The organism is Pseudomonas sp. LB3P14 (genome assembly GCF_054898045.1).
This window is the reverse complement of sequence record NZ_CM142714.1, coordinates 6,814,197-6,834,746: the sequence shown is the minus strand read 5'-3', so window position 1 is coordinate 6,834,746 and position 20,550 is coordinate 6,814,197. Positions and strand designations below refer to the sequence as shown.

The following is a 20,550-nucleotide window of genomic DNA, read 5'->3' as shown; positions in this document are numbered from 1 at the left end:
GGAATGTTGTGGTGTTGCGGATGGCCTCATCGCGAGCAGGCTCGCTCCCACAGGGGGTTGTGAACGCCACAGAACCAGTGTGGGAGTGAGCCTGCTCGCGATGGCGGTTAAGCAGTCGCCACAGAAACCCTAGGCTCAACCACCGCCACCAACCCCTCCTTCATCCGCTTCGCATCCCGAACAAAACACCGCGAAGCCAGGAACAGAAACACCATGGTGAAAAACAGCGCCACCGGGATCAAATACATCGCGTCATGCAGTCCGACCGCCTTGAACGCCTCGGTCATCTGTTCAGCACCCGCCGAGAGCATCGCCGTGTGCGCAAAGTGGTCAGACAAGCCGCCCACCACCACCGGCCCCAAACCGCCACCCAGCAAATATAACCCGGCAAAGAACAGCGCCATGGCCGTGGCCCGCAAGCGTGGCTCGACTACATCCTGAATGGCGGTGTAAACGCAGGTGTAGAAGTTGTAGGCAAACAGCCAGCCCACACTGAACACCGCCACAAACACCCCGATCTCGATCCGCCCGGAATGCAGCGCCCAAGCGGTGCACAAGGTAGAGATGATCAAGCTGAATGCCGCAAACAGCAGACGACCATTGGCCACCCGCTGGTGAATCTTGTCAGCGACCCAACCGCCCAGGGTCAGGCCGAACAACCCGGTCACGCCGACGATCACCCCGGTCGCCACCGCCGCTTCCTGCAATGGCATCAGGAAATAACGCTGCAGCATCGGCACCAGAAACGAGTTGCACGCATACGTGGCAAAGTTGAAGCACAACCCTGCCATCACCAGCCACAGGAACGTCGGCACCGCCAGCACCCGACGGATCGGCCGGTCCACGCGTTCCTGCGAAACCTGCACGCTTTCCGCGGCGCCGCGTTTCGGTTCCTTGATGAAGAACATGAAGATCGCCAGGATCAGCCCCGGCACCGCCGCGATGAAGAACGGTGCGCGCCAGCTGTCGAAGGCCTTGACCATGGCGCCGATGGTGAAGAACGCCAGCAGCAACCCCAACGGCAAACCGAGCATGAAAATGCCCATCGCCCGCGCCCGGCGGTGGGCCGGGAACAGATCGCCGATCAGCGAGTTGGCGGCCGGTGCGTAACTGGCCTCACCGATACCGATGCCCATGCGCACGATCAGGAAACTCCAGAAACTCCCCACCAATCCGTTGACCGCTGTGAGCCCGCTCCATGCTGCCAGGCCCCAGCCCATCAATTTGCTGCGCGAACCGGTATCGGCCATCCGCCCCAAGGGCAGGCCGGCGATTGCATAGACGATCGTGAATGCGGTACCGATGATCCCCAGCTGAAAGTCGCTGAGGTGCCATTCCATGCGGATCGGCTCGATGATGATGGCCGGAATGGTGCGGTCGAAGAAGTTGAACAGGTTGGCGAGGAACAGCAGGAACAGAATGCGCCAGGCATTCGCCGCTTGGGTCGAGTTCTGCATGGGTCCGTCTCTTTTATTGTTATTGGGGCTTCACTGCCAGCGCATCCGAGCCCGGAACCTGCAATCTAGTCAGGCCCGCCAGAGCTGTCTGTCACTATTTGTAAAGCTGATAGCGCCCCATGTATTGAGGCACCTCCCATGCAACATTTTATTTCTAAACATTCAGCGACTCATTCCAAAATCATTCAAAGCAATGTGCCACTACCGCTTGCGGTCTGCGCATGACACCTATACTCCACTGCATTCGCCAAGTTCATGGCGTCGGCCAAAAAAGACAAATGCGGGGCGTACGATGGAGTGGCCTGCTTTATATTTCACGACCCAACTACCCGAGAGCGGGCAGCTCATACTCAATTGCGCCCATAACCCCTTTCTGGTGTTACTGGCCTATGTGGTCGCTTGTGCGGCCGGCTTCGCCACGCTGGACATAACCGAACGGGTTGGCCATGCAGAAAAATCCGCGTCCCAACGCCTCTGGTGCTGGGTCGGAGCCGGGTGTCTGGCGGGCGGTATCTGGGCCATGCACTTCATCAGCATGCTGGCGTTCCAGGCACCGATCGAAATCCATTACCAACTGCCCATCACCCTGATCTCGCTGTTGTTCGCGCTGACGGCCTCGTGGCTGGCGATGCACACCCTCAGTCATCCTCATCTGAATTTCTGGCAATACCTGCGGGCCGCGGTGTGGATCGGCCTGGGCATAGCGACCATGCACTACGTAGGCATGGCCGCCATGCGTTCGAATGCGACGGCCTATTACCAACCCTTCCTGTTCGCCCTCTCCATCGTGATCGCGATTAGCGCCAGCTTGGCCGCACTGTTGATTTCCAGTCACCTGCGCGAAGGCAGCGGTGTGCTTCATCAACTCCTCAAATACACCGCCAGCCTGGTGCTCGGGGCTGGCATCGTCAGCATGCACTTCACCGGCATGGCGGCACTCAGTCTGGTGCTGCCCGACAGTAGCCTCCAGCCGCTGCCCGGCGATAACAACCACCTGCAACTGGGGCTGACGGTGGCGGTGATAACGTTGCTGATCATCGGCAGCAGCATCAGCGCAGCACTCGCCGACAAGAAGCTGCAACACAAGGAGAGCGACTTGCAGCGGGTCAACACCCTGCTCAGTCAACTGGACCAGGCGCGAATGTCCTTGCAACTGGTTGCGCACTACGACGCGTTGACCAACTTGATCAACCGCCGCGGCTTCAACCAGATCTTCGCCGAAAAGCTGATCGACACAGCCAACGAAGGCGGCAAGCTGGCAGTGATGTTCCTCGACATCGATCACTTCAAGCGGATCAACGACAGCCTGGGTCATGACGCCGGCGACGAATTGCTCAAAGCCCTGGCCAGCCACATCAAGAGCTCGGTGCGCAGCCACGACGATGTGGTGGCGCGCTTCGGCGGGGACGAGTTCTGCATCCTCATCGACCTGCGAGACCCTGAAGAAGCGCGGCTCTTGGCTCAGCGCATCATGCTGAAAATGAAAGAGCCCATCGAGCTGGCCGGACGAAGCATGGTCATGACCACCAGCATCGGCATCAGCCTGTTCCCGCAAGACGGCAATACCTGCGAAGAGTTGTTGAAAAATGCCGACCTGGCGCTGTACCAGTCCAAGGACAGCGGTCGCAATGGCCTGAATTTTTTCAGTCCACACTTGAAAAGCCGTGCCACGCTGGAGCTGCAACTGGAAGAAGAACTGCGGCACGCCCTGCGCAAAGACGACGGGTTGATCCTGTATTACCAACCGATCTATGACCTGAAAGCTGGCCAAGTCACCAAACTCGAAGCGCTGATTCGCTGGCAGCACCCGGTTCACGGGTTGCTGGCACCCGATCGGTTCATTGCCATTGCCGAGGCCAACGGCCTGATCGCCGAACTGGATAACTGGGTGTTGCGCCAGGTATGCCAAGATCTTGGCGAGCTGTCCCGCCAGGGTTGCGAAGAACTCACGATCGCCATGAACTGCTCGCCCCTCAACCTTGCGCGCGAAGAGCTGGTCGAGGAAATCGAATACGCCCTGTGCGTCGCCGGGGTGGCGCCACAGCGACTGGAACTGGAAGTGACCGAAAACGCGCTGATGGGCAACCTCGCTAACACCCTGGTGTTGCTGCGGCAGATCTGTGCCCTCGGGGTCTCGCTGTCGATCGACGATTTCGGCACCGGTTATTCATCCCTGGCCTACCTCAAGCGCCTGCCGCTGAACACGCTGAAGATCGACCGTTCGTTCATCCAGGACATTCCCAAGGTCACCCAAGACATGGAAATCGTCCAGGCCATTATCGTCATGGCTCACACCCTGCATTTACAGGTTGTCACCGAAGGCGTGGAAACCTTCGAGCAATATGACTTTCTCGAACGCCAGGGCTGCGACTTTGTTCAGGGCCACCTGCTCAGCCGTCCGTTGCCACTGGCTGAGTTGCGTCCGGTGCTGAACGAAATCAACCAGCGTAAACACGCGCGCACCGTCAGCTCTCTAAGTCTGGCTCGCGGTACATCTGCACTAACGTTGACGGATCCTTTTCCAAAAAGCCCTGCCCCCCATGCAGGCGCATCAGTTGTGCGGCCAATCCGCTGATCGGTGTGGCCGAGCCTTGTTCGCGGGAAAATTTCACCGCAGCATCCAGATCCTTGAGCAGCGTGCGTACGTGCCACTTCACGGGCTCGAAACGGCTGTCGGCCATTTGTGGGGCGAGGATCTGCAAGGGTTTTGAATCGGCGAAACCGCCGGCCAGGGCCTCGGCGATCATGCCAGCATCGACCTGGGATCGTTCAGCCAAAGCCACCACTTCGGCGATCACCAGCGCATTGCAGGCGACAATCATCTGATTGCAAACCTTGGTCACCTGCCCTGCTCCGACCGCCCCCATGTGCGTCACGCGCTGGCCAACGGTCAACAACACCGGGCGCAAACGTTCAAGATCTGCCGTTCTGCCGCCAACCATGATCGCCAGGCTGCCAGCCTCAGCGCCAGCCACACCGCCAGACACCGGCGTATCCATCCAACTCATGCCGGTTGTATCGATAAGTTCTTTGGCCATTTCCCGAGTCGCCGTGGGTTCCAGACTGGAAAAGTCCACCAGCACTTGACCCTTTTTCGCCCCCTCGGCAATGCCAGTCGGACCAAAAACCACCTCACGAACCACCGACGTGTCCGCCAGGCACAACATCACCACGTCGGCGTGCTGACACAGTTGCGCAGGCGTGGCGACTTGCCGGGCGCCGGCCTCGACCAGCGGCGCGCACTTTGCCGGGTTGCGGTTCCACACGGTCAGCGGATAACCCGCGGCCAGCAGACGCCGACACATCGGCAAACCCATCAGGCCGATCCCGGCAAACCCGAGCGAAGGTAACGTTGCCATCATTTGGCCTCCTTTTGATTAAAGATCGTCGAATATTGGCCGATTCATCATGACTTAGGAAAGGATTCCCCCGAGCGATGCTTAGGCCAAGGCCCTGACGCTTGGGCCCAATACGCGCTGAAAAAAGACGCGAGATCCCATCCGTGATGGTTCGACGACAGCTTGTCGCCCAACCAACCAGCACAGGTACATGGCGCACAATGAATTCTAAAAACAATCCGGCCGCTGCGGTATCCGATCTGACGCTGAGCCCGGCGGCGAACAGCCCCGCACCGTCGAAGCCATTGACGCCATCGCGCCCGTTGGCGACTCAGCAATACCTGTACTTCACCGAAACCAATACCGACCGCATCCTCGATAATCTCGACGGCCTGCGCGACATGGTGTTCCCGCGCCCACCGCATCTGGAAGGCGACAGCGAACAGCACAGCGATCAGGAATTCCCGTCGGTGTGCCTGATCGGCTTGGGCCGCTGCGGTTCGAACATCGCGCTGGACGTCGCCGAGCTGGTGTACAACGCCCGCAAGTTCTACCTCAACGAATTCAATAACGAAGACCGCCTGTCGCCGGACAAGCGCTTCGCCGAAAAGGGCTACAGCCCGGCACAGTGGATTCGCAACAACCTGCGCCTGGGTCCGAACAAGGCCACCAAACCGGTGTTCCTGGTGGAACCGTTGGTCATGCTTGGCGACCTGGACAAAGACATCGCCGGTCGCATCCGTTTCTCGCGCAAGGGCGAAAAAAGCGGTTTCCTGCGCGACTACAGCAAAATGAAAATCATGGACTTGTCGGAAGTCCACGCCGGTGGCGCCGGTAACGCGCCGATCCTCGGTCAGTACTTGGCCAAGATCATCCTGAACAAGGACACCCAGCGTTTCTCCAGCCCTGACTGGAAGATGATTCACTCGTACCTGATCGACAGCTGCGGGATCAAGGCCAACCAGTCGCGCCTGTATTTCTCGATTTTCAGTGCCGGCGGCGGTACCGGTTCGGGCATGGCCTCGGAATTCGGCCTGGCCCAGCAGCACTCGTACATGAACAAGACGTTCGATACCAAACCGATGGACGAGCACGACGGCAAGAGTGGTCATTCCTTTGTCTTCGAGCCGATTTTCACCAGCGGTATCTGCGTGCTGCCGAACATTTCCGATCACCGCAGCGAAATGTCCGAGGCGCTGCACATCAACGCCGGTCGCCTGCTGTGCAAGTACCTGTCGGAAGAGTGGGACTTCTCCTACAACTTCGCCAATGAAGACAGCAGCGAAGCCAGTGTCATGGGCCGTATCCGTCCATGGAACGCCATGATGCTGATCTCCAACGACATCATGCGTTACGCCGAAGAAAGCGATGACGGCAACATTCAAAACATCGACGTCAACGCGATGGAAAAGCACGCTAACCAGTACATCTCACAGCAGATCTTCAACATTCTGACGGCTCAAGCGGTCACCACCGACTATGACCAGAACTATTTCCGTCGGGCCGGCATCGACATTGGCGAAACCATTCGCCTCGACGCCAACGACCTGTTCATGAGTCTGGCCGGCCCTGTAGCCATTGCCTACGCCGAGTCCGTGGTGCCGGAAACCCCGCCGCCGAGCAGCGACAAATTCAAGGTGTTCGAGAAAGAACCGCAGCGCCTGAACATCGACGACCTGTTCTTCCGCTCCATCGACTTGCCGCACTTCAACAAAGTGACCCAAGCGATCGAAGGCATCAGCCTGTTGCCGATCGAGTCCAAGCGCTATCGCGCCTCGCTGGAGCAATACAAGAATTCGGGCTACGACGCAGCCGCATTGCACGACCTGCACTTCTTCAAGAATTGCTCGTCGGTGGTCTCGATCGTTTCGTTGCCCAAAGACTACAAGTTGTCCTACATGGACCTGAACCGGTTGAAGACCCACCTCAACAGCCTGTTCCCCAACACCACGCTCAAGCGTTATGCGCTGGTCATCGGCGCCTCGGCCAACCTGTCGCTGACCACCCTGATCGCCAAGAGCCCGTGCCTGTCGGACGACTTCCTGACGCTGATCGTGGCCTTCATCAAGCGTTGCTTTGCGAAAAACCCGTACCGCTTCGATGACACCCTGGATAACTCGATCCTGGACTTCATCATTAACGAAGAGTTCGACGAAGGCCTGATCGACAACTTGCTCAACGAGTTCGAGAACCCGGCGAAGATCCTCGACACCAATTGGTACGCGATCAAACCCATGTACGAGAAGAAGTACCGCGAGCTGATCAACGACAAGGACAAGTTTGTCTCGATCAACGACATTCGTTTGTCGCGCGATTGCGTGAAAAAGGCGATCAAGTACTTGCGCGAGATCTACCGTCACCGGATTGGTAAGACCAAGGTTATTTCGCTGAATAACCATACCGGCAAGACCGCTTAACTCACCTACTGTCGATCGTTCCCACGCTCTGCGTGGGAATGCCTCAATGGACGCTCTGCGTCCGCTTTGGGACGCAGAGCGTCCCGGGCTGCATTCCCACGCAGAGCGTGGGAACGATCACATCCAGAAACAATTAAGCAGCCATCAGGCTGCTCACAAAACTGTTCCCGTTACGCGCACGTCACCCTCGCCAAGACCCTTCTGTGGCCTTTCTCTACGGCAACATGCCATCACGCTACTCGGCTACACACTTTTGCCCGACAAAGCCACGCACCAATCAAGTGCAAACCTTCAGCTCGTCGCCCTTTCCTGGATCAGAATCCACGGCGAAACGACCACTGCCCACAGCTCCGGATCGCGTTCGAAAAGATCCAGCGCCCGCGTTTCAGACAGCTTGGCGACTTTGTCGGCGGCCAGCCAGGCAGCCACTTTCTCGCCTTCATCGGTCGCCACCGCCTCCGCTGCGGCGATCAAATCCAGACCGGGGTCGACCCACAATAGGGCACCCTTGGCGAAGAACGGCTCCAGCTCCTTCCAGGTAATAGATGCGGTTTCACCAAGCAGCTTGGCATAGAGGGTGCTAGGTTCTTGAGTCATGGGTCCTGTCCGGAAAATAAATTGACGCAATCATAACGTCGGTGGTCTGGCAGAAAAACCCGGATGCAATTGAGTCACTGATTGAAAGGTGCAGGAAAGCCAAGGATTGCTGTTAATTCAGCCTGAACCCCCGCCGCAATTCTGTCTTTTTCTTTCAATAAAGCGACACCCTCAGGTTTTGCCCCCTGGCGCCAGCTTCCCAGGCTAACAATTGGCGCTCTACACTGTACCGGTACAGTTGCCGGGGGCATTTTCCGGAGGATATTCGAAGAGATATCTGACCCGGTTCTGCTGCTACGGCGCCAGGACTATAAAAACTACAACAGTAAGAGTGGAGCACTATGACTAAGGCTACTAAGCAGATTTCCAAACTGTTTGCCGCTATGGTTCTGGCCGGGGTTGCCAGCCATTCGTTCGCAGCTGACACCATCAAGATCGGCATCGCCGGCCCTAAAACCGGCCCTGTAGCCCAATACGGCGACATGCAATTCAGTGGCGCCAAAATGGCCATTGAACAGATCAACGCCAAAGGCGGCGTAGACGGCAAGAAACTCGAAGCCGTTGAATACGATGACGCCTGTGATCCAAAACAAGCGGTAGCGGTCGCGAACAAAGTCGTCAACGACGGCGTCAAGTTCGTGGTCGGTCACCTGTGCTCCAGCTCCACCCAACCGGCTTCGGACATTTACGAAGACGAAGGCGTGATCATGATCACCCCGGCTGCCACCAGCCCGGACATCACTTCCCGTGGTTACAAAATGGTGTTCCGCACCATCGGTCTGGACAGCGCCCAGGGCCCTGCCGCCGGTAACTACATTGCCGATCACGTAAAACCGAAAATCGTTGCGGTTCTGCACGACAAACAGCAATACGGTGAAGGCATCGCCACCGCCGTGAAGAAAACCCTGGAAGGCAAAGGCGTCAAGGTTGCAGTGTTCGAAGGCATCAACGCCGGCGACAAAGACTTCTCTTCGATGATCTCCAAGCTCAAGCAAGCCAACGTCGACTTCGTTTACTACGGCGGCTACCACCCAGAGCTGGGTCTGATCCTGCGCCAAGCCCAGGAAAAAGGCCTGAAAGCCAAGTTCATGGGTCCGGAAGGCGTGGGTAACGACTCCATTTCGCAGATCGCCAAAGACGCTTCCGAAGGCCTGCTGGTGACCCTGCCGAAATCCTTCGACCAGGATCCGGCCAACATCGCCCTGGCTGACGCGTTCAAAGCGAAGAAAGAAGACCCGAGCGGTCCGTTCGTGTTCCCGGCCTACTCGGCTGTGGAGGTGATCGCTGACGGCATCAAGGCTGCCAAGTCCGAAGACACCGCCAAAGTGGCTGCTGCCATCCACGCAGGTACCTTCAAGACGCCTACCGGCGACCTGAGCTTTGACGACAAGGGCGACCTGAAAGACTTCAAATTTGTGGTTTACGAGTGGCACTTCGGCAAACCAAAAACTGAAGCCAAACCTCAGTAAGGCGTTGCCTGACTGACTGCCAATAAAGCCCACGGCGTGCCGTGGGCTTTGTTTTACGAACGTATTGGGCCGCGCTGGCGTGATCCGCCAGTCTCCCCACCTGAAAATCTCAAAACCGTCATCAGCGGTTCGCTGGCAAACCTCGCGTTCGAAGTGGATGCAGATCCACGGGGCTCGAGCGGGAAAATGACTCCACCAGTGAAATGCGTATCAGGTTTTTAGGAGCGCTGTAATGCCTGACATCTATCACTTTTTCCAACAGCTGGTTAATGGTCTGACCATTGGCAGCACGTATGCCCTGATCGCCATCGGCTATACGATGGTTTACGGCATCATTGGAATGATCAACTTCGCCCACGGCGAGGTGTACATGATTGGTTCTTACGTGGCGTTCATCGCCATTGCGGGCCTGTCCATGATGGGACTCGACAGTGTTCCACTGTTGATGACCGCCGCTTTTCTCGCGACCATTGTCGTGACCAGTGCCTACGGTTACAGCATCGAACGGATCGCCTACCGCCCTCTGCGCGGCAGCAACCGTCTGATCCCGCTGATTTCCGCCATCGGCATGTCGATCTTCCTGCAGAACACGGTTCTGCTGGCGCAAGACTCCAAGGACAAATCCATCCCCAACCTGATCCCTGGTAACTTCTCCATCGGGCCAGGTGGCGCACAAGAAGTGCTGATTTCCTACATGCAAATCGTGGTGTTCGTGGTGACCCTGGTCGCCATGCTCGGCCTGACGCTGTTCATCTCACGCTCTCGCCTGGGTCGCGCCTGCCGTGCCTGTGCCGAAGACATCAAGATGGCCAACCTCTTGGGTATCAACACCAACAACATCATCGCCCTGACCTTCGTCATCGGTGCCGCACTGGCGGCTATCGCGGCCGTGCTGCTGAGCATGCAATACGGTGTGATCAACCCGAACGCCGGTTTCCTGGTCGGCCTCAAGGCCTTCACCGCAGCGGTACTGGGCGGTATCGGCAGCATCCCCGGAGCCATGCTCGGCGGGATCGTGCTTGGGGTGGCGGAAGCCTTTGGTGCCGATATCTTCGGCGACCAGTACAAGGACGTCGTGGCGTTCGGCTTATTGGTTCTGGTGTTGTTGTTCCGGCCAACCGGCCTGTTGGGCCGTCCGGAGGTTGAAAAAGTATGACTAGGAATCTTAAACAGGCGTTGTTCAGCGCCTTGCTGGTGTGGGCCGTCGCCTACCCGGTACTCGGTCTGAAACTGACCATTGTCGGCATCAACCTCGAAGTCCATGGCACCAGTACGACAACCTTGATCACCATCGCCGTGTGCTCGGTGCTGATGTTCCTGCGGGTGCTGTTCGACCAGCAGATCAGTGCAGCCTGGAAATCCTCGCCCAACCTGCCGGTGATGCCGGCCAAGGCCAGTACCTTCCTGACCCTGCCGACCACCCAGCGCTGGATCATCATCGCGTTGATCATCGGTGCCCTGGTCTGGCCGTTCTTCGGCTCTCGCGGCGCGGTGGATATCGCCACCCTGGTGCTGATCTACGTGATGCTTGGCCTGGGCCTGAACATCGTGGTCGGTCTGGCCGGTCTGCTCGACCTCGGTTACGTCGGCTTCTATGCCGTCGGCGCCTACAGCTATGCGCTGTTGTCGCATTACTACGGTTTGAGCTTCTGGATCTGCCTGCCGATCGCCGGCATGATGGCGGCCACCTTCGGCTTCCTGCTCGGCTTCCCGGTCCTGCGTCTGCGCGGTGACTACCTGGCAATCGTGACGTTGGGCTTCGGTGAAATCATCCGTCTGTTCCTGCGTAACCTGACCGGCCTCACGGGTGGCCCGAACGGCATCAGCAACATCGAGAAACCGACGTTCTTCGGCCTGACCTTCGAACGTAAAGCCGCTGAAGGCCTGCAGACCTTCCACGAGTACTTCGGCCTGGAATACAACTCGATCAACAAGGTGATCTTCCTTTACCTGGTTGCGCTGTTGCTGGCGCTGTTCGCGCTGTTCGTCATCAACCGCTTGCTGCGCATGCCCCTGGGCCGTGCCTGGGAAGCGCTGCGTGAAGACGAAATCGCCTGCCGTGCGCTGGGTTTGAACCCGACCATCATCAAACTCTCGGCCTTTACCCTCGGTGCCTGCTTCGCCGGTTTCGCGGGGAGCTTCTTCGCCGCGCGTCAGGGCCTGGTGACACCGGAGTCGTTCACCTTCATCGAGTCGGCGACCATTCTCGCCATCGTGGTGCTGGGTGGCATGGGCTCGCAACTGGGCGTCGTACTCGCCGCCACGGTGATGATCCTGTTGCCGGAAATGATGCGTGAGTTCAGTGAATACCGCATGTTGATGTTCGGCGCCTTGATGGTGCTGATGATGATCTGGCGTCCTCAAGGACTGCTGCCCATGCAACGTCCTCACATGGAGCTGCGCAAATGAGCCGCGAGATCCTTAAAGTCGAAAATCTGAGCATGCGCTTCGGCGGCTTGCTCGCGGTCAACGGCGTAGCCCTGAGCGTGAAAGAAAAACAGGTGGTGGCTCTGATCGGCCCCAACGGCGCCGGCAAGACCACCGTATTCAACTGCCTGACCGGTTTCTATAAACCGAGCGGCGGCAGCATCCTGCTGGACGGCGAGTCAATCGAAGGCCTGCCCGGCCACAAGATCGCCCTCAAAGGCGTGGTGCGCACCTTCCAGAACGTGCGGCTGTTCAAGGACATGACCGCGGTCGAGAACCTCTTGATCGCCCAACACCGTCATCTGAACACCAATTTCCTGGCCGGTCTGTTCAAGACCCCGGCGTTCCGCCGCAGCGAGCGCGAGGCCATGGAATTCGCCGAGTACTGGCTGGAAAAGGTCAATCTCAAGGCGTTCGCCAACCGGCCGGCCGGCACCCTGGCCTACGGTCAGCAACGTCGTCTGGAAATCGCTCGCTGCATGATGACCCGTCCGCGGATCCTCATGCTCGACGAACCGGCCGCCGGCCTGAACCCGAAGGAAACCGAAGACCTCAAAGCGCTGATCAGCATGCTGCGTGAAGAGCACAACGTCACCGTGCTGCTGATCGAACACGACATGAAACTGGTCATGAGCATTTCCGACCACATCGTCGTGATCAACCAGGGCACGCCTCTGGCCGACGGCACGCCGGAACAGATCCGCGACAATCCTGAAGTGATCAAAGCCTACCTGGGGGAAGCGTAAATGCTGCAATTCGAAAACGTTTCCACCTTCTACGGCAAGATCCAGGCCCTGCACAGCGTCAACGTGGAAATCCGTCAGGGCGAAATCGTCACCCTGATCGGCGCCAACGGCGCGGGCAAATCCACCCTGCTGATGACCCTCTGCGGCTCGCCTCAGGCCCACAGCGGCAGCATCCGCTACATGGGTGAAGAGCTCGTGGGGCAGACCTCGGCGCAGATCATGCGCAAGAGCATCGCCGTGGTTCCGGAAGGTCGTCGGGTGTTTGCCCGTCTGACCGTAGAAGAAAATCTCGCCATGGGCGGATTCTTCACCGACAAGGGCGATTATCAGGAGCAGATGGACAAAGTCCTCGGACTTTTCCCACGCCTGAAAGAACGCTTCGCCCAGCGCGGCGGCACCATGTCCGGCGGCGAACAGCAAATGCTCGCCATCGGCCGTGCGCTGATGAGCAAACCCAAGCTGCTGTTGCTCGACGAACCTTCGTTGGGCCTGGCACCGATCATCATCCAGCAGATCTTCGACATCATCGAGCAGCTGCGCAAGGATGGCGTGACGGTGTTCCTGGTGGAGCAAAACGCCAACCAGGCACTGAAAATTGCTGACCGCGCGTACGTTCTGGAGAACGGCCGGGTGGTGATGACAGGCACCGGTGAAGCGCTGCTGACTGATCCGAAAGTGCGTGAAGCGTACTTGGGTGGTTGAGTCTTTGCGGTAACAAAAAACGGCCTTCGGGCCGTTTTTTTTCGTTTTTACAATCAACGACGATGACCGATCGTTCCCACGCTCCGCGTGGTAATGCAGCCCGGGACGCTCCGCGTCCCAAACGGACGCAGAGCGTCCGGTGAGGCATTCCCACGCGGAGCGTGGGAACGATCAGTGTCGGTGTTTTTTTGAAGTTTTTTTGTTGGCGCTGTAACGCATCGCACTGACCTTTCTCTAGAGCCGTAAGCAAGCACAAACGCTTGCCAACCCAAGCTCATTTTCGGAGAAACATCATGACTGCTACCACCCGCACCCTGTCCGCCACCGCCCTGGTCCTGGCCCTCGGTTCTGCCCTGAGCATGGCCGCTGTCTCCACAGCCCAAGCCGCTGCCAGCGACATGGAAAAATGTTTCGGTGTTTCCCTCAAAGGCAAAAACGATTGCGCTGCGGGTGCTGGCACTACCTGCGCCGGCACTTCGAAATCCGACTTCCAGGCCAACGCCTGGAAACTGGTGCCTAACGGCACCTGCGCCACCACCGAAAGCAAGACCTCGCCGACCGGTTTCGGTCAGATGGAAGCCTTCAAAGCCAAAGCCTGATCTGAACCCCGCCTGAGTGTCGACCATGAACAATTCATCGTTCGGGCTCCCGCCCCGCGCCGGGCTGGGGCTCAAGACCGAGCACTTTCGTGAAGTGCTCGGTTCACAACCGGACATCGGCTTCTTCGAGGTCCACGCCGAAAACTACATGGTGGCCGGCGGCCCGTTTCATCATTATCTGGGGTTGATCCACGAGCAGTATCCGCTGTCGCTGCATGGCGTTGGCCTGTCGATCGGCGGCGAAGGCCCGCTGGACGTTCAGCACCTGCAACGGCTCGCCAACCTGATCGAGCGCTATCAACCCCACGCCTTTTCCGAACACCTGGCCTGGTCCAGCCATGGCCCGGTGTTTCTCAATGATCTGTTGCCTCTGGCCTATGACACGCCGACGCTGAACCGCGTCTGCGAACACATCGACCAGGTGCAGAACACCCTCAAACGCCCGATGTTGCTGGAGAACCCGGCGACCTATCTTGAGTTCCAGCGTTCGACCCTCGATGAAGCCGACTTCATCAGCGAAGTCATTCGCCGCACCGGCTGTGGATTACTGCTGGATGTGAACAACGTCTACGTGTCGAGCATCAATCATCGCCGCGACCCGTTGGCCTACATCGACGCCCTGCCCCTTCACGCTGTAGGCGAGATTCATCTGGCAGGGTTTGCCGAAGACACCGACACCCTCGGTGACCGTCTTCTGATAGACGATCACGGCGCCCCCATCGACAACGCGGTGTGGGCGCTGTACCTGCGAGTGCTGGAGCGGGTTGGCCCGATGGCGACACTGATCGAGCGCGACAATCAGTTGCCGGCCTTCACCGTGCTGCATGCCGAGGTGCGTCAGGCCGATGAGTTGTTGCTGTGCGCCGAGGTCCGGCCATGAGCACCCAAGCCGCTTTCGCTGCCGCCCTGCTCGATCCACAACGGGTCTGCCCCAAGAGGTTGTTCAGTGCAAACGGCGCAGACCCAACCAGCCGTTTCGCGGTGTATCGCAACAATGTGCAGAGCTCGCTTATCAACGCATTGGCAGACAGTTACCCGGTGGTTTTGCAATTGGTCGGCGATGACTTTTTCCGGGCGATGGCTGCGTTTTACGTGCAGAACCATCCGCCCCAAAGCCCGCTAATCAACGACTACGGCAACGCTATGGCGGCGTTCATCGAAGGCTTCGCACCCGCAGCAAGCGTGCCGTATCTGGCGGATGTCGCACGACTGGAACGCTTGCGGGTAATGGCCTATCACGCCGCCGATGCGCAGCCCTTGAGCCATGAACAGATCGCCGCCGCGTTGTCAGACCCGCAAGCCCTGAGCCAGCTGACCATCGAACTTCATCCCTCCCTGAACCTGCTGAATTCGGGCTTTGCCGTGGTCGCGATCTGGGCTGCCCATCAACGAGACGCAACGCTGGCAGGCATCGATCTGAACCAGGAGCAGCGCGCTTTGGTGTTGCGCCACGGACTGGAGGTTGAAGTCTTTGTCATTGATCACGGCGCCAGCGTCTTCATCCAGAACCTGCGAAACGGCCACACCCTGGCGCAGGCATTGGAGTCCACACCCACATTCGACCTCAACCAAACCCTGGCCGTGCTGATCAGCCACAACGCCATCATCCATTTACACCACAACAAGGTATCGCCATGAACACCCGGACTGAATCACTGAACCCCATCACCCGCGCCATCGCGCTGCTGAAAATGATTCCCCACAGCCTGATCGCCTTCATAGCGCGGTTCTCCATTGCTGCGGTGTTCTGGAAGTCCGGGCAAACCAAAGTTGAAGGCTTGGCCATTGACCTGTTCGACGGCACCTTCCAGTTCGGTGTGCCGCGTCTGGCGGACTCGACCATTCCGTTATTCCAGAGCGAATACCACGTGCCGTTGGTGTCTCCAGAAATTGCGGCACACATGGCGGCGTTCGCCGAGCATTTCTTCCCGATGCTGATCCTGATCGGCTTGGCCACGCGGTTTTCAGCACTGGCATTGCTGGGCATGACCTTGACCATTCAACTGTTCGTTTATCCGGATGCTTATCCAACCCACGGCACCTGGGCTGCTGTGCTGCTGTACTTGATGGCGACCGGGCCGGGCAAGTTGTCGATCGATCACCTGATCGCCAGCCGTTATCGTTGAAGCCGATCCAGCGCCTCGCCGCTGCGCTTGAACCAGCCGATCAGGTAATCCGCCAGCACTTGGGTGCGTTTCGGCAACCCTCCCTGATAGGGGTGAACCAGGTACATCGGCATGCGACGAGTCTGATATTCGCGCAGGAGCCAGCGCAAACGTCCGTCAGCCAATTCGGCTTGCAGTAGGTAGGACGGTAAACGCGCAATACCGGCGCCGGCCAACGCCGCTTTCTTCAACAAGCTGTAATGGTTGCTGGCGAACGGTCCCGAGACCCGCACCCGCAACAACTCGTGTTGCTGGTGATAGAGCCATTCTTCACGGCCGCTGTAATGGCTGTTGAGCAAGCAGCGATGTTCGGCCAGCGCCTGGGGCGTCAGCGGTTCGCCGTATTGTTCGAGATAGGCCGGACTGGCGCAGGTCATCTCGTGCCAGGCCAGCAGCGGGCGCGCGACCAGTCGTTGGTCATTGGCCACTTCGGATCGAATGGCCAGGTCAAACCCCTCCCGCGACAGATCGCGATAGTGGTTGCTGAGCTCCAGTTCGATCTGCACGTGCGGGTACTTGTGGGAAAAGTCCAGTAACAAGCCATCGAAGAAGGTTTCCCCCAGCGAGACTGGAACCGTCATACGCACCGGCCCGGCCATGTCGTCCTTCAAACGCGCCAAGGCCTGACGCGCCCTTTCCACTTGGACTACGAGCGCCTGGGCTTGTGGCAACAACGCCGCACCCGCCGCCGTCAGGCTCAAGCGGCGGGTGGTGCGTTGCAGCAGGACGACGGAAAACCGCGTTTCCAGTTGGCTGATGCGCTTGGACAACTGGCCCTTGCTGCACCCGAGTTGCTGCGCCGCCAGCGTGAAACTCCCCGCTTCAACCAATATCGCGAACGCCGCCAGATCATCCATTTCGCTCATGGATTGTTTCCATTTGAAAACCAAAGGTTGCCTATTAGTGCGCTTATCAATGGAAAAAACCACTCTAGACTGAGGCTTCGTTCAACTCACTTGAGGATCAGCAGCATGAAAATTCTTTTGATAGGCGCAGGCGGCACCATCGGTTCGGCGGTCGACAAGGAGCTGGCCGAGCGTCACGAGATCATCCGCATCGGCCGCAACAGCGGTGATTTCCATGTGGATATCAGCGACAGCGCCTCGATTCGCAAGCTGTTCGAACAGACCGGCAAGTTCGATGCTCTGGTCTGCGCCGCCGGCAACGTGACCTTCGCGCCCCTGGGCGAAATGACCGAAGAAAGCTTCGCGCTGGGCCTGAAAGACAAGCTGATGGGCCAGGTCAATCTGCTGCTGATCGGCCGCGAGTACGCCAACGACGGCGCCTCGTTCACCTTCACCACGGGCGTCCTCAGCCACGACCCGATTCGCAGCGGCGCATCGGCAGCGCTGGTCAATGGCGCCCTGGACAGCTTCGTCCGCGCCGCCGCCATCGAACTGCCTCGTGGTCTGCGCATCAATTCGGTGAGCCCGAACGTGCTGGTCGAAGCCATGGGCAAATACGCGCCGTACTTCCGCGGCTACAAGCCAGTTCCGGCAGCCGATGTGGCATTGGCCTACGCCAAAAGCGTGGAAGGCTTGCAAACAGGCCAGACATTCCACGTCGGCTGAGCAGACCAGTGTGCGGCGCTGTCTAAGCGTCGCATCAAGGTGTCGATCGCTCCAGTAAAGTAGGGATCAGATCGGCCGCTATCTCGCGCGGTACGGATATCAGCAGACCGGGGCCTTTGATCACTGATTGAATCGTCGCAGTCGACACCAGCATGCCGTTGACAGACAGCCGCAAACGCTGATGCATTTCCTGGCGTGTCACTTTCTCCAACCGGCGTTGCGCATCAGGGCTCAGCGTGACCTTGAGCCCTATGGATTGCGGATTCAGATCATCGGTCCGTTTAAGCTCCAGGTTCATTTCGGTAAAGTCCGACCCGGACGAAAAAGCGATGTCTGCTGCCAGACATTGCAACGTTTCCGTCATCCCTAACGCCGCAAAAAGCAGCTTCGCCGATCCTCTCATAACACCTCCTGCAACGAAAAAGCCGACAAGATTACGCCAAAATCCGTTTCACCCCGGTGCCTGAAGTAAAGCCGAATGTTACTTGCGCGACTTCAAGTTCCTGACAAGTCAAACGCATGGGTTGTGATGAACGGTCAGGCTGAGTAACGTGGCAGCACTTGTCTGGAGACTCAAAGATGCGTGTTGCCCGTTCCTTAGTTCTTGTTGCCCTGCTTCCGCTATTCGCCGCTTGCCAGTTGTTCGAAGGCCCGCGTGAAAGTGCCTCCCACGTGGGCGAGACCCGCATGCAGGGCCAGTTGACGGCGGCCGATGGCAAGCTGTTGTTCCAGCCGTGCAATGAGCAACGTAGTTACGTGGTCAACGACACCGGCGGCACCAGTGTCCTGCAAGAGGCCGCGACCCTGGCCGATGCCCAAGGCAAGCTGTTTGCCGACGTGCGTGGCCGGATTGTTGCCAGTGGTGCCGACAGCCGCCTCGATCTTGAGCAGCTGTACCGCGTCGAGCGCTCGGGCACCGCATGCAACGATCCGAATTTCAAACTGCTGATTCTGCGCGCCGCCGGCCATGGGCCGGAATGGAACGTGAAAGTCAGCGGCAAAGGCATGGTCATCGACCGCGCCGGTCAGCCACCGTTGGCCGTACCCTACGTTGAAGAACAACTGGGCGATGGCCGCTTCAATCTCAGCACTGAAGCCAATAACCAGCACATCGAATTGTGGGTCGCGCCGCAACGTTGCGTCGACAGCACCACCGGCAGCGTCCAGCACATGAGCGCCGAACTGCGCGTCGACGGCCAGGTTCAGCGTGGCTGCGGGTATTTCGGCGGATCGCGTAACGACTGATCGTTTTAGCCTCACGGGAATCATTCTTTGAGGCTTATAATCGCGGCCTTCAAACGCCTTGGCGCAGTTGTGCGCCCCGCGAACCGGATCCTGTCATGTTACGAATCACCGAACTCAAGCTGCCAATCGATCATCCCGATGAAGACCTGCGCCCTGCCATCGTGCAGCGTCTGGGCATCACCAGTGATGACCTGCTCGATTTCACCTTGTTCAAGCGCAGCTACGATGCGCGCAAAAAGTCCTCCGAGCTGTGCTTCATCTACACCATCGACCTTAACGTTCGCGATGAGGCGGCGGTGCTGCACACGTTCGCCGATGACCGTAACGTCAACGTCGCGCCGGATGTCAGCTACAAAGTGGTCGGCCAGGCGCCGGATGATCTAGAGCAACGTCCTGTCGTCGTGGGTTTCGGTCCGTGCGGGATTTTCGCCGGGCTGCTGCTGGCGCAAATGGGCTTCAAGCCGATCATCCTCGAGCGCGGCACCGAAGTGCGTCAGCGCACCAAGGACACTTGGGCGCTGTGGCGTAAAAGCGTGCTTAACCCGGAATCCAACGTGCAATTTGGCGAGGGCGGCGCGGGGACATTCTCCGACGGCAAGCTCTATAGCCAGATCAAAGACCCGAAATTCATCGGACGCAAAGTCCTGCATGAGTTCGTCAAGGCCGGTGCGCCGGAAGAAATCCTCTACGTCAGCAAACCGCACATCGGTACCTTCCGTCTGACCGGTGTTGTGGAGAACATGCGTGAGCAGATTCGCGCGTTGGGCGGCGAAGTGCGCTTCCAGCAGCGGGTGACAGACGTGTTGATCGAGGACGGCCAACTGGTCGGCGTCGAGCTCAATGGCGGCGAGCAGATCCATTCGAAACACGTGATTCTGGCCCTCGGTCACAGCGCCCGGGACACCTTCCGCATGCTGCATGGCCGTGGCGTGTTCATGGAAGCCAAGCCGTTTTCGGTGGGTTTCCGCATCGAACACCCGCAGTCGCTGATCGACCGCGCGCGTCTGGGCAAGTACGCCGGCCACCCGAAACTCGGGGCTGCCGACTACAAACTGGTGCACCACGCCAGCAACGGGCGTTCGGTCTACAGCTTTTGCATGTGCCCGGGCGGCACCGTAGTGGCGGCGACGTCCGAGCCGGGCCGTGTGGTCACCAACGGCATGAGCCAGTACTCGCGTAACGAGCGCAACGCCAACTCCGGGATCGTCGTCGGGATTACCCCGGAAGTCGATTACCCGGGCGGCCCGCTGGCGGGTATCGAGTTGCAGGAACGCCTGGAATCCCACGCCTTTGTACTGGGCGGCAGCAACTATGAAGCGCCGGCGCAACTGGTTGGCGACTTCATTGCCGGCAAGCCGTCCACCGAGTTGGGCAGCGTAGAACCGTCCTACAAACCGGGCGTTGCCTTGGGTGATTTGGCGTTGGCCTTGCCCCCGTTCGCCATCGAAGCCATTCGTGAAGCGTTGTCTGCGTTCGAGAAGCAGATTCGCGGTTACTCGCTGCACGACGCCGTGTTGACCGGGATCGAGACCCGGACGTCGTCGCCGCTGCGGATTACCCGTAACGAGTCGATGCAAAGCCTGAACGTGAAGGGCTTGTTCCCGGCGGGTGAAGGCGCGGGTTATGCGGGCGGGATTCTGTCGGCGGGTGTGGATGGGATTCGGATTGCCGAAGCCGTGGCCCGCGACATCCTTGGTCTCGAGGCCTGACACCGAGATGATCGTTCCCACGCTCCGCGTGGGAATGCCTCACCGGACGCTCTGCGTCCGCTTTTGGGACGCGGAGCGTCCCTGGCTGCATTCCCACGCGGAGCGTGG

At 58.9% G+C, this 20,550-nt stretch carries 19 protein-coding genes; 14 read left to right on the top strand and 5 right to left on the bottom strand.

Going from position 1 to position 20,550, the window contains the following annotated elements:
• Positions 1-107 precede the first annotated feature (107 nt).
• Complete coding sequence (locus ACYZT5_RS31400; RefSeq protein WP_462048765.1) at positions 108-1,457, bottom strand: spinster family MFS transporter; 1,350 nt, start codon at positions 1,455-1,457, stop codon at positions 108-110.
• Positions 1,458-1,749: 292 nt separating this feature from the next.
• On the opposite strand from ACYZT5_RS31400, the gene ACYZT5_RS31395 reads away from it, so the two are divergent.
• On the top strand, positions 1,750-4,032 hold the full coding sequence (locus tag ACYZT5_RS31395; protein WP_462048764.1) for a putative bifunctional diguanylate cyclase/phosphodiesterase: 2,283 nt from the start codon (positions 1,750-1,752) through the stop codon (positions 4,030-4,032).
• Here the strand turns inward: ACYZT5_RS31395 and ACYZT5_RS31390 are convergent.
• Positions 3,923-4,819 (bottom strand): NAD(P)-dependent oxidoreductase, encoded by an 897-nt coding sequence (locus ACYZT5_RS31390; protein ID WP_462048763.1) that lies wholly within the window; start codon positions 4,817-4,819, stop codon positions 3,923-3,925. The genes ACYZT5_RS31395 and ACYZT5_RS31390 overlap by 110 nt on opposite strands.
• A gap of 197 nt (positions 4,820-5,016) precedes the next feature.
• Here ACYZT5_RS31390 and ACYZT5_RS31385 point away from each other — a divergent pair, with 197 nt between their 5' ends.
• The gene (locus ACYZT5_RS31385; RefSeq protein WP_462048762.1) at positions 5,017-7,212 is read left to right on the top strand and encodes a hypothetical protein; all 2,196 of its coding nucleotides are present in this window, start codon (positions 5,017-5,019) and stop codon (positions 7,210-7,212) included.
• A gap of 291 nt (positions 7,213-7,503) precedes the next feature.
• Here the strand turns inward: ACYZT5_RS31385 and ACYZT5_RS31380 are convergent, their stop codons facing one another.
• Positions 7,504-7,809 (bottom strand): DUF2288 domain-containing protein, encoded by a 306-nt coding sequence (locus ACYZT5_RS31380; RefSeq protein ID WP_033059033.1) that lies wholly within the window; start codon positions 7,807-7,809, stop codon positions 7,504-7,506.
• A gap of 341 nt (positions 7,810-8,150) precedes the next feature.
• Between ACYZT5_RS31380 and ACYZT5_RS31375 the strand changes: the two genes are divergently transcribed.
• The 9 genes from ACYZT5_RS31375 to ACYZT5_RS31335 all read left to right on the top strand — a co-directional run bounded on the left by ACYZT5_RS31375 (position 8,151) and on the right by ACYZT5_RS31335 (position 15,878).
• Positions 8,151-9,278: a branched-chain amino acid ABC transporter substrate-binding protein gene (locus tag ACYZT5_RS31375; protein ID WP_462048761.1), complete on the top strand. Its 1,128-nt coding sequence runs from the start codon at positions 8,151-8,153 to the stop codon at positions 9,276-9,278.
• Positions 9,279-9,510: 232 nt separating this feature from the next.
• Positions 9,511-10,434: a high-affinity branched-chain amino acid ABC transporter permease LivH gene (livH, locus tag ACYZT5_RS31370; protein WP_123366879.1), complete on the top strand. Its 924-nt coding sequence runs from the start codon at positions 9,511-9,513 to the stop codon at positions 10,432-10,434.
• The gene (locus ACYZT5_RS31365; RefSeq protein WP_462048760.1) at positions 10,431-11,687 is read left to right on the top strand and encodes a high-affinity branched-chain amino acid ABC transporter permease LivM; all 1,257 of its coding nucleotides are present in this window, start codon (positions 10,431-10,433) and stop codon (positions 11,685-11,687) included. Before livH ends, ACYZT5_RS31365 begins: the two co-directional genes overlap by 4 nt.
• On the top strand, positions 11,684-12,451 hold the full coding sequence (gene livG / locus ACYZT5_RS31360) for a high-affinity branched-chain amino acid ABC transporter ATP-binding protein LivG (protein WP_462048759.1): 768 nt from the start codon (positions 11,684-11,686) through the stop codon (positions 12,449-12,451). The genes ACYZT5_RS31365 and livG overlap by 4 nt, the downstream gene beginning before the upstream one ends.
• Positions 12,452-13,153: an ABC transporter ATP-binding protein gene (locus tag ACYZT5_RS31355; protein ID WP_201114164.1), complete on the top strand. Its 702-nt coding sequence runs from the start codon at positions 12,452-12,454 to the stop codon at positions 13,151-13,153. It abuts the gene before it with no gap.
• Positions 13,154-13,446: 293 nt separating this feature from the next.
• The gene (locus tag ACYZT5_RS31350) at positions 13,447-13,752 is read left to right on the top strand and encodes a BufA1 family periplasmic bufferin-type metallophore (protein WP_462048758.1); all 306 of its coding nucleotides are present in this window, start codon (positions 13,447-13,449) and stop codon (positions 13,750-13,752) included.
• Between the two features lie 25 nt (positions 13,753-13,777).
• Entirely contained in the window at positions 13,778-14,632 is an 855-nt protein-coding gene (gene bufB / locus ACYZT5_RS31345) for an MNIO family bufferin maturase (RefSeq protein ID WP_462048757.1), read from the top strand.
• Entirely contained in the window at positions 14,629-15,390 is a 762-nt protein-coding gene (locus tag ACYZT5_RS31340) for an HvfC/BufC N-terminal domain-containing protein (RefSeq protein WP_462048756.1), read from the top strand. Before bufB ends, ACYZT5_RS31340 begins: the two co-directional genes overlap by 4 nt.
• Positions 15,387-15,878 (top strand): DoxX family protein, encoded by a 492-nt coding sequence (locus tag ACYZT5_RS31335; protein ID WP_462048755.1) that lies wholly within the window; start codon positions 15,387-15,389, stop codon positions 15,876-15,878. Before ACYZT5_RS31340 ends, ACYZT5_RS31335 begins: the two co-directional genes overlap by 4 nt.
• Here the strand turns inward: ACYZT5_RS31335 and ACYZT5_RS31330 are convergent.
• On the bottom strand, positions 15,869-16,783 hold the full coding sequence (locus ACYZT5_RS31330; RefSeq protein WP_462048754.1) for a LysR family transcriptional regulator: 915 nt from the start codon (positions 16,781-16,783) through the stop codon (positions 15,869-15,871). The two genes, ACYZT5_RS31335 and ACYZT5_RS31330, sit on opposite strands and share 10 nt — an antisense overlap.
• 105 nt (positions 16,784-16,888) lie before the next feature.
• Between ACYZT5_RS31330 and ACYZT5_RS31325 the strand changes: the two genes are divergently transcribed.
• Positions 16,889-17,488, top strand: coding sequence for a short chain dehydrogenase (locus ACYZT5_RS31325; protein WP_462048753.1), 600 nt, complete (start codon positions 16,889-16,891; stop codon positions 17,486-17,488).
• 34 nt (positions 17,489-17,522) lie between these two features.
• Here the strand turns inward: ACYZT5_RS31325 and ACYZT5_RS31320 are convergent, their stop codons facing one another.
• Complete coding sequence (locus ACYZT5_RS31320) at positions 17,523-17,891, bottom strand: hypothetical protein (protein WP_462048752.1); 369 nt, start codon at positions 17,889-17,891, stop codon at positions 17,523-17,525.
• 176 nt (positions 17,892-18,067) lie between these two features.
• On the opposite strand from ACYZT5_RS31320, the gene ACYZT5_RS31315 reads away from it, so the two are divergent.
• Positions 18,068-18,733: a COG3650 family protein gene (locus ACYZT5_RS31315; RefSeq protein ID WP_462048751.1), complete on the top strand. Its 666-nt coding sequence runs from the start codon at positions 18,068-18,070 to the stop codon at positions 18,731-18,733.
• A gap of 95 nt (positions 18,734-18,828) precedes the next feature.
• Positions 18,829-20,442 (top strand): NAD(P)/FAD-dependent oxidoreductase, encoded by a 1,614-nt coding sequence (locus tag ACYZT5_RS31310; RefSeq protein ID WP_462048750.1) that lies wholly within the window; start codon positions 18,829-18,831, stop codon positions 20,440-20,442.
• Positions 20,443-20,550: the final 108 nt, after the last annotated feature.

What these genes read in the sequence shown, in the direction of transcription:
- livG (WP_462048759.1), top strand. Translation starts at nt 11,684, where the DNA reads ATGAGCCGCGAGATCCTTAAAGTCGAAAATCTGAGCATGCGCTTCGGC.
- ACYZT5_RS31340 (WP_462048756.1), top strand. Translation starts at nt 14,629, where the DNA reads ATGAGCACCCAAGCCGCTTTCGCTGCCGCCCTGCTCGATCCACAACGG.
- bufB (WP_462048757.1), top strand. Translation starts at nt 13,778, where the DNA reads ATGAACAATTCATCGTTCGGGCTCCCGCCCCGCGCCGGGCTGGGGCTC.
- ACYZT5_RS31395 (WP_462048764.1), top strand. Translation starts at nt 1,750, where the DNA reads ATGGAGTGGCCTGCTTTATATTTCACGACCCAACTACCCGAGAGCGGG.
- ACYZT5_RS31315 (WP_462048751.1), top strand. Translation starts at nt 18,068, where the DNA reads ATGCGTGTTGCCCGTTCCTTAGTTCTTGTTGCCCTGCTTCCGCTATTC.
- ACYZT5_RS31335 (WP_462048755.1), top strand. Translation starts at nt 15,387, where the DNA reads ATGAACACCCGGACTGAATCACTGAACCCCATCACCCGCGCCATCGCG.
- ACYZT5_RS31355 (WP_201114164.1), top strand. Translation starts at nt 12,452, where the DNA reads ATGCTGCAATTCGAAAACGTTTCCACCTTCTACGGCAAGATCCAGGCC.
- ACYZT5_RS31350 (WP_462048758.1), top strand. Translation starts at nt 13,447, where the DNA reads ATGACTGCTACCACCCGCACCCTGTCCGCCACCGCCCTGGTCCTGGCC.
- ACYZT5_RS31365 (WP_462048760.1), top strand. Translation starts at nt 10,431, where the DNA reads ATGACTAGGAATCTTAAACAGGCGTTGTTCAGCGCCTTGCTGGTGTGG.
- livH (WP_123366879.1), top strand. Translation starts at nt 9,511, where the DNA reads ATGCCTGACATCTATCACTTTTTCCAACAGCTGGTTAATGGTCTGACC.
- ACYZT5_RS31325 (WP_462048753.1), top strand. Translation starts at nt 16,889, where the DNA reads ATGAAAATTCTTTTGATAGGCGCAGGCGGCACCATCGGTTCGGCGGTC.
- ACYZT5_RS31330 (WP_462048754.1), bottom strand. Translation starts at nt 16,783, where the DNA reads ATGAGCGAAATGGATGATCTGGCGGCGTTCGCGATATTGGTTGAAGCG.
- ACYZT5_RS31390 (WP_462048763.1), bottom strand. Translation starts at nt 4,819, where the DNA reads ATGATGGCAACGTTACCTTCGCTCGGGTTTGCCGGGATCGGCCTGATG.
- ACYZT5_RS31310 (WP_462048750.1), top strand. Translation starts at nt 18,829, where the DNA reads ATGTTACGAATCACCGAACTCAAGCTGCCAATCGATCATCCCGATGAA.
- ACYZT5_RS31320 (WP_462048752.1), bottom strand. Translation starts at nt 17,891, where the DNA reads ATGAGAGGATCGGCGAAGCTGCTTTTTGCGGCGTTAGGGATGACGGAA.
- ACYZT5_RS31375 (WP_462048761.1), top strand. Translation starts at nt 8,151, where the DNA reads ATGACTAAGGCTACTAAGCAGATTTCCAAACTGTTTGCCGCTATGGTT.
- ACYZT5_RS31380 (WP_033059033.1), bottom strand. Translation starts at nt 7,809, where the DNA reads ATGACTCAAGAACCTAGCACCCTCTATGCCAAGCTGCTTGGTGAAACC.
- ACYZT5_RS31385 (WP_462048762.1), top strand. Translation starts at nt 5,017, where the DNA reads ATGAATTCTAAAAACAATCCGGCCGCTGCGGTATCCGATCTGACGCTG.
- ACYZT5_RS31400 (WP_462048765.1), bottom strand. Translation starts at nt 1,457, where the DNA reads ATGCAGAACTCGACCCAAGCGGCGAATGCCTGGCGCATTCTGTTCCTG.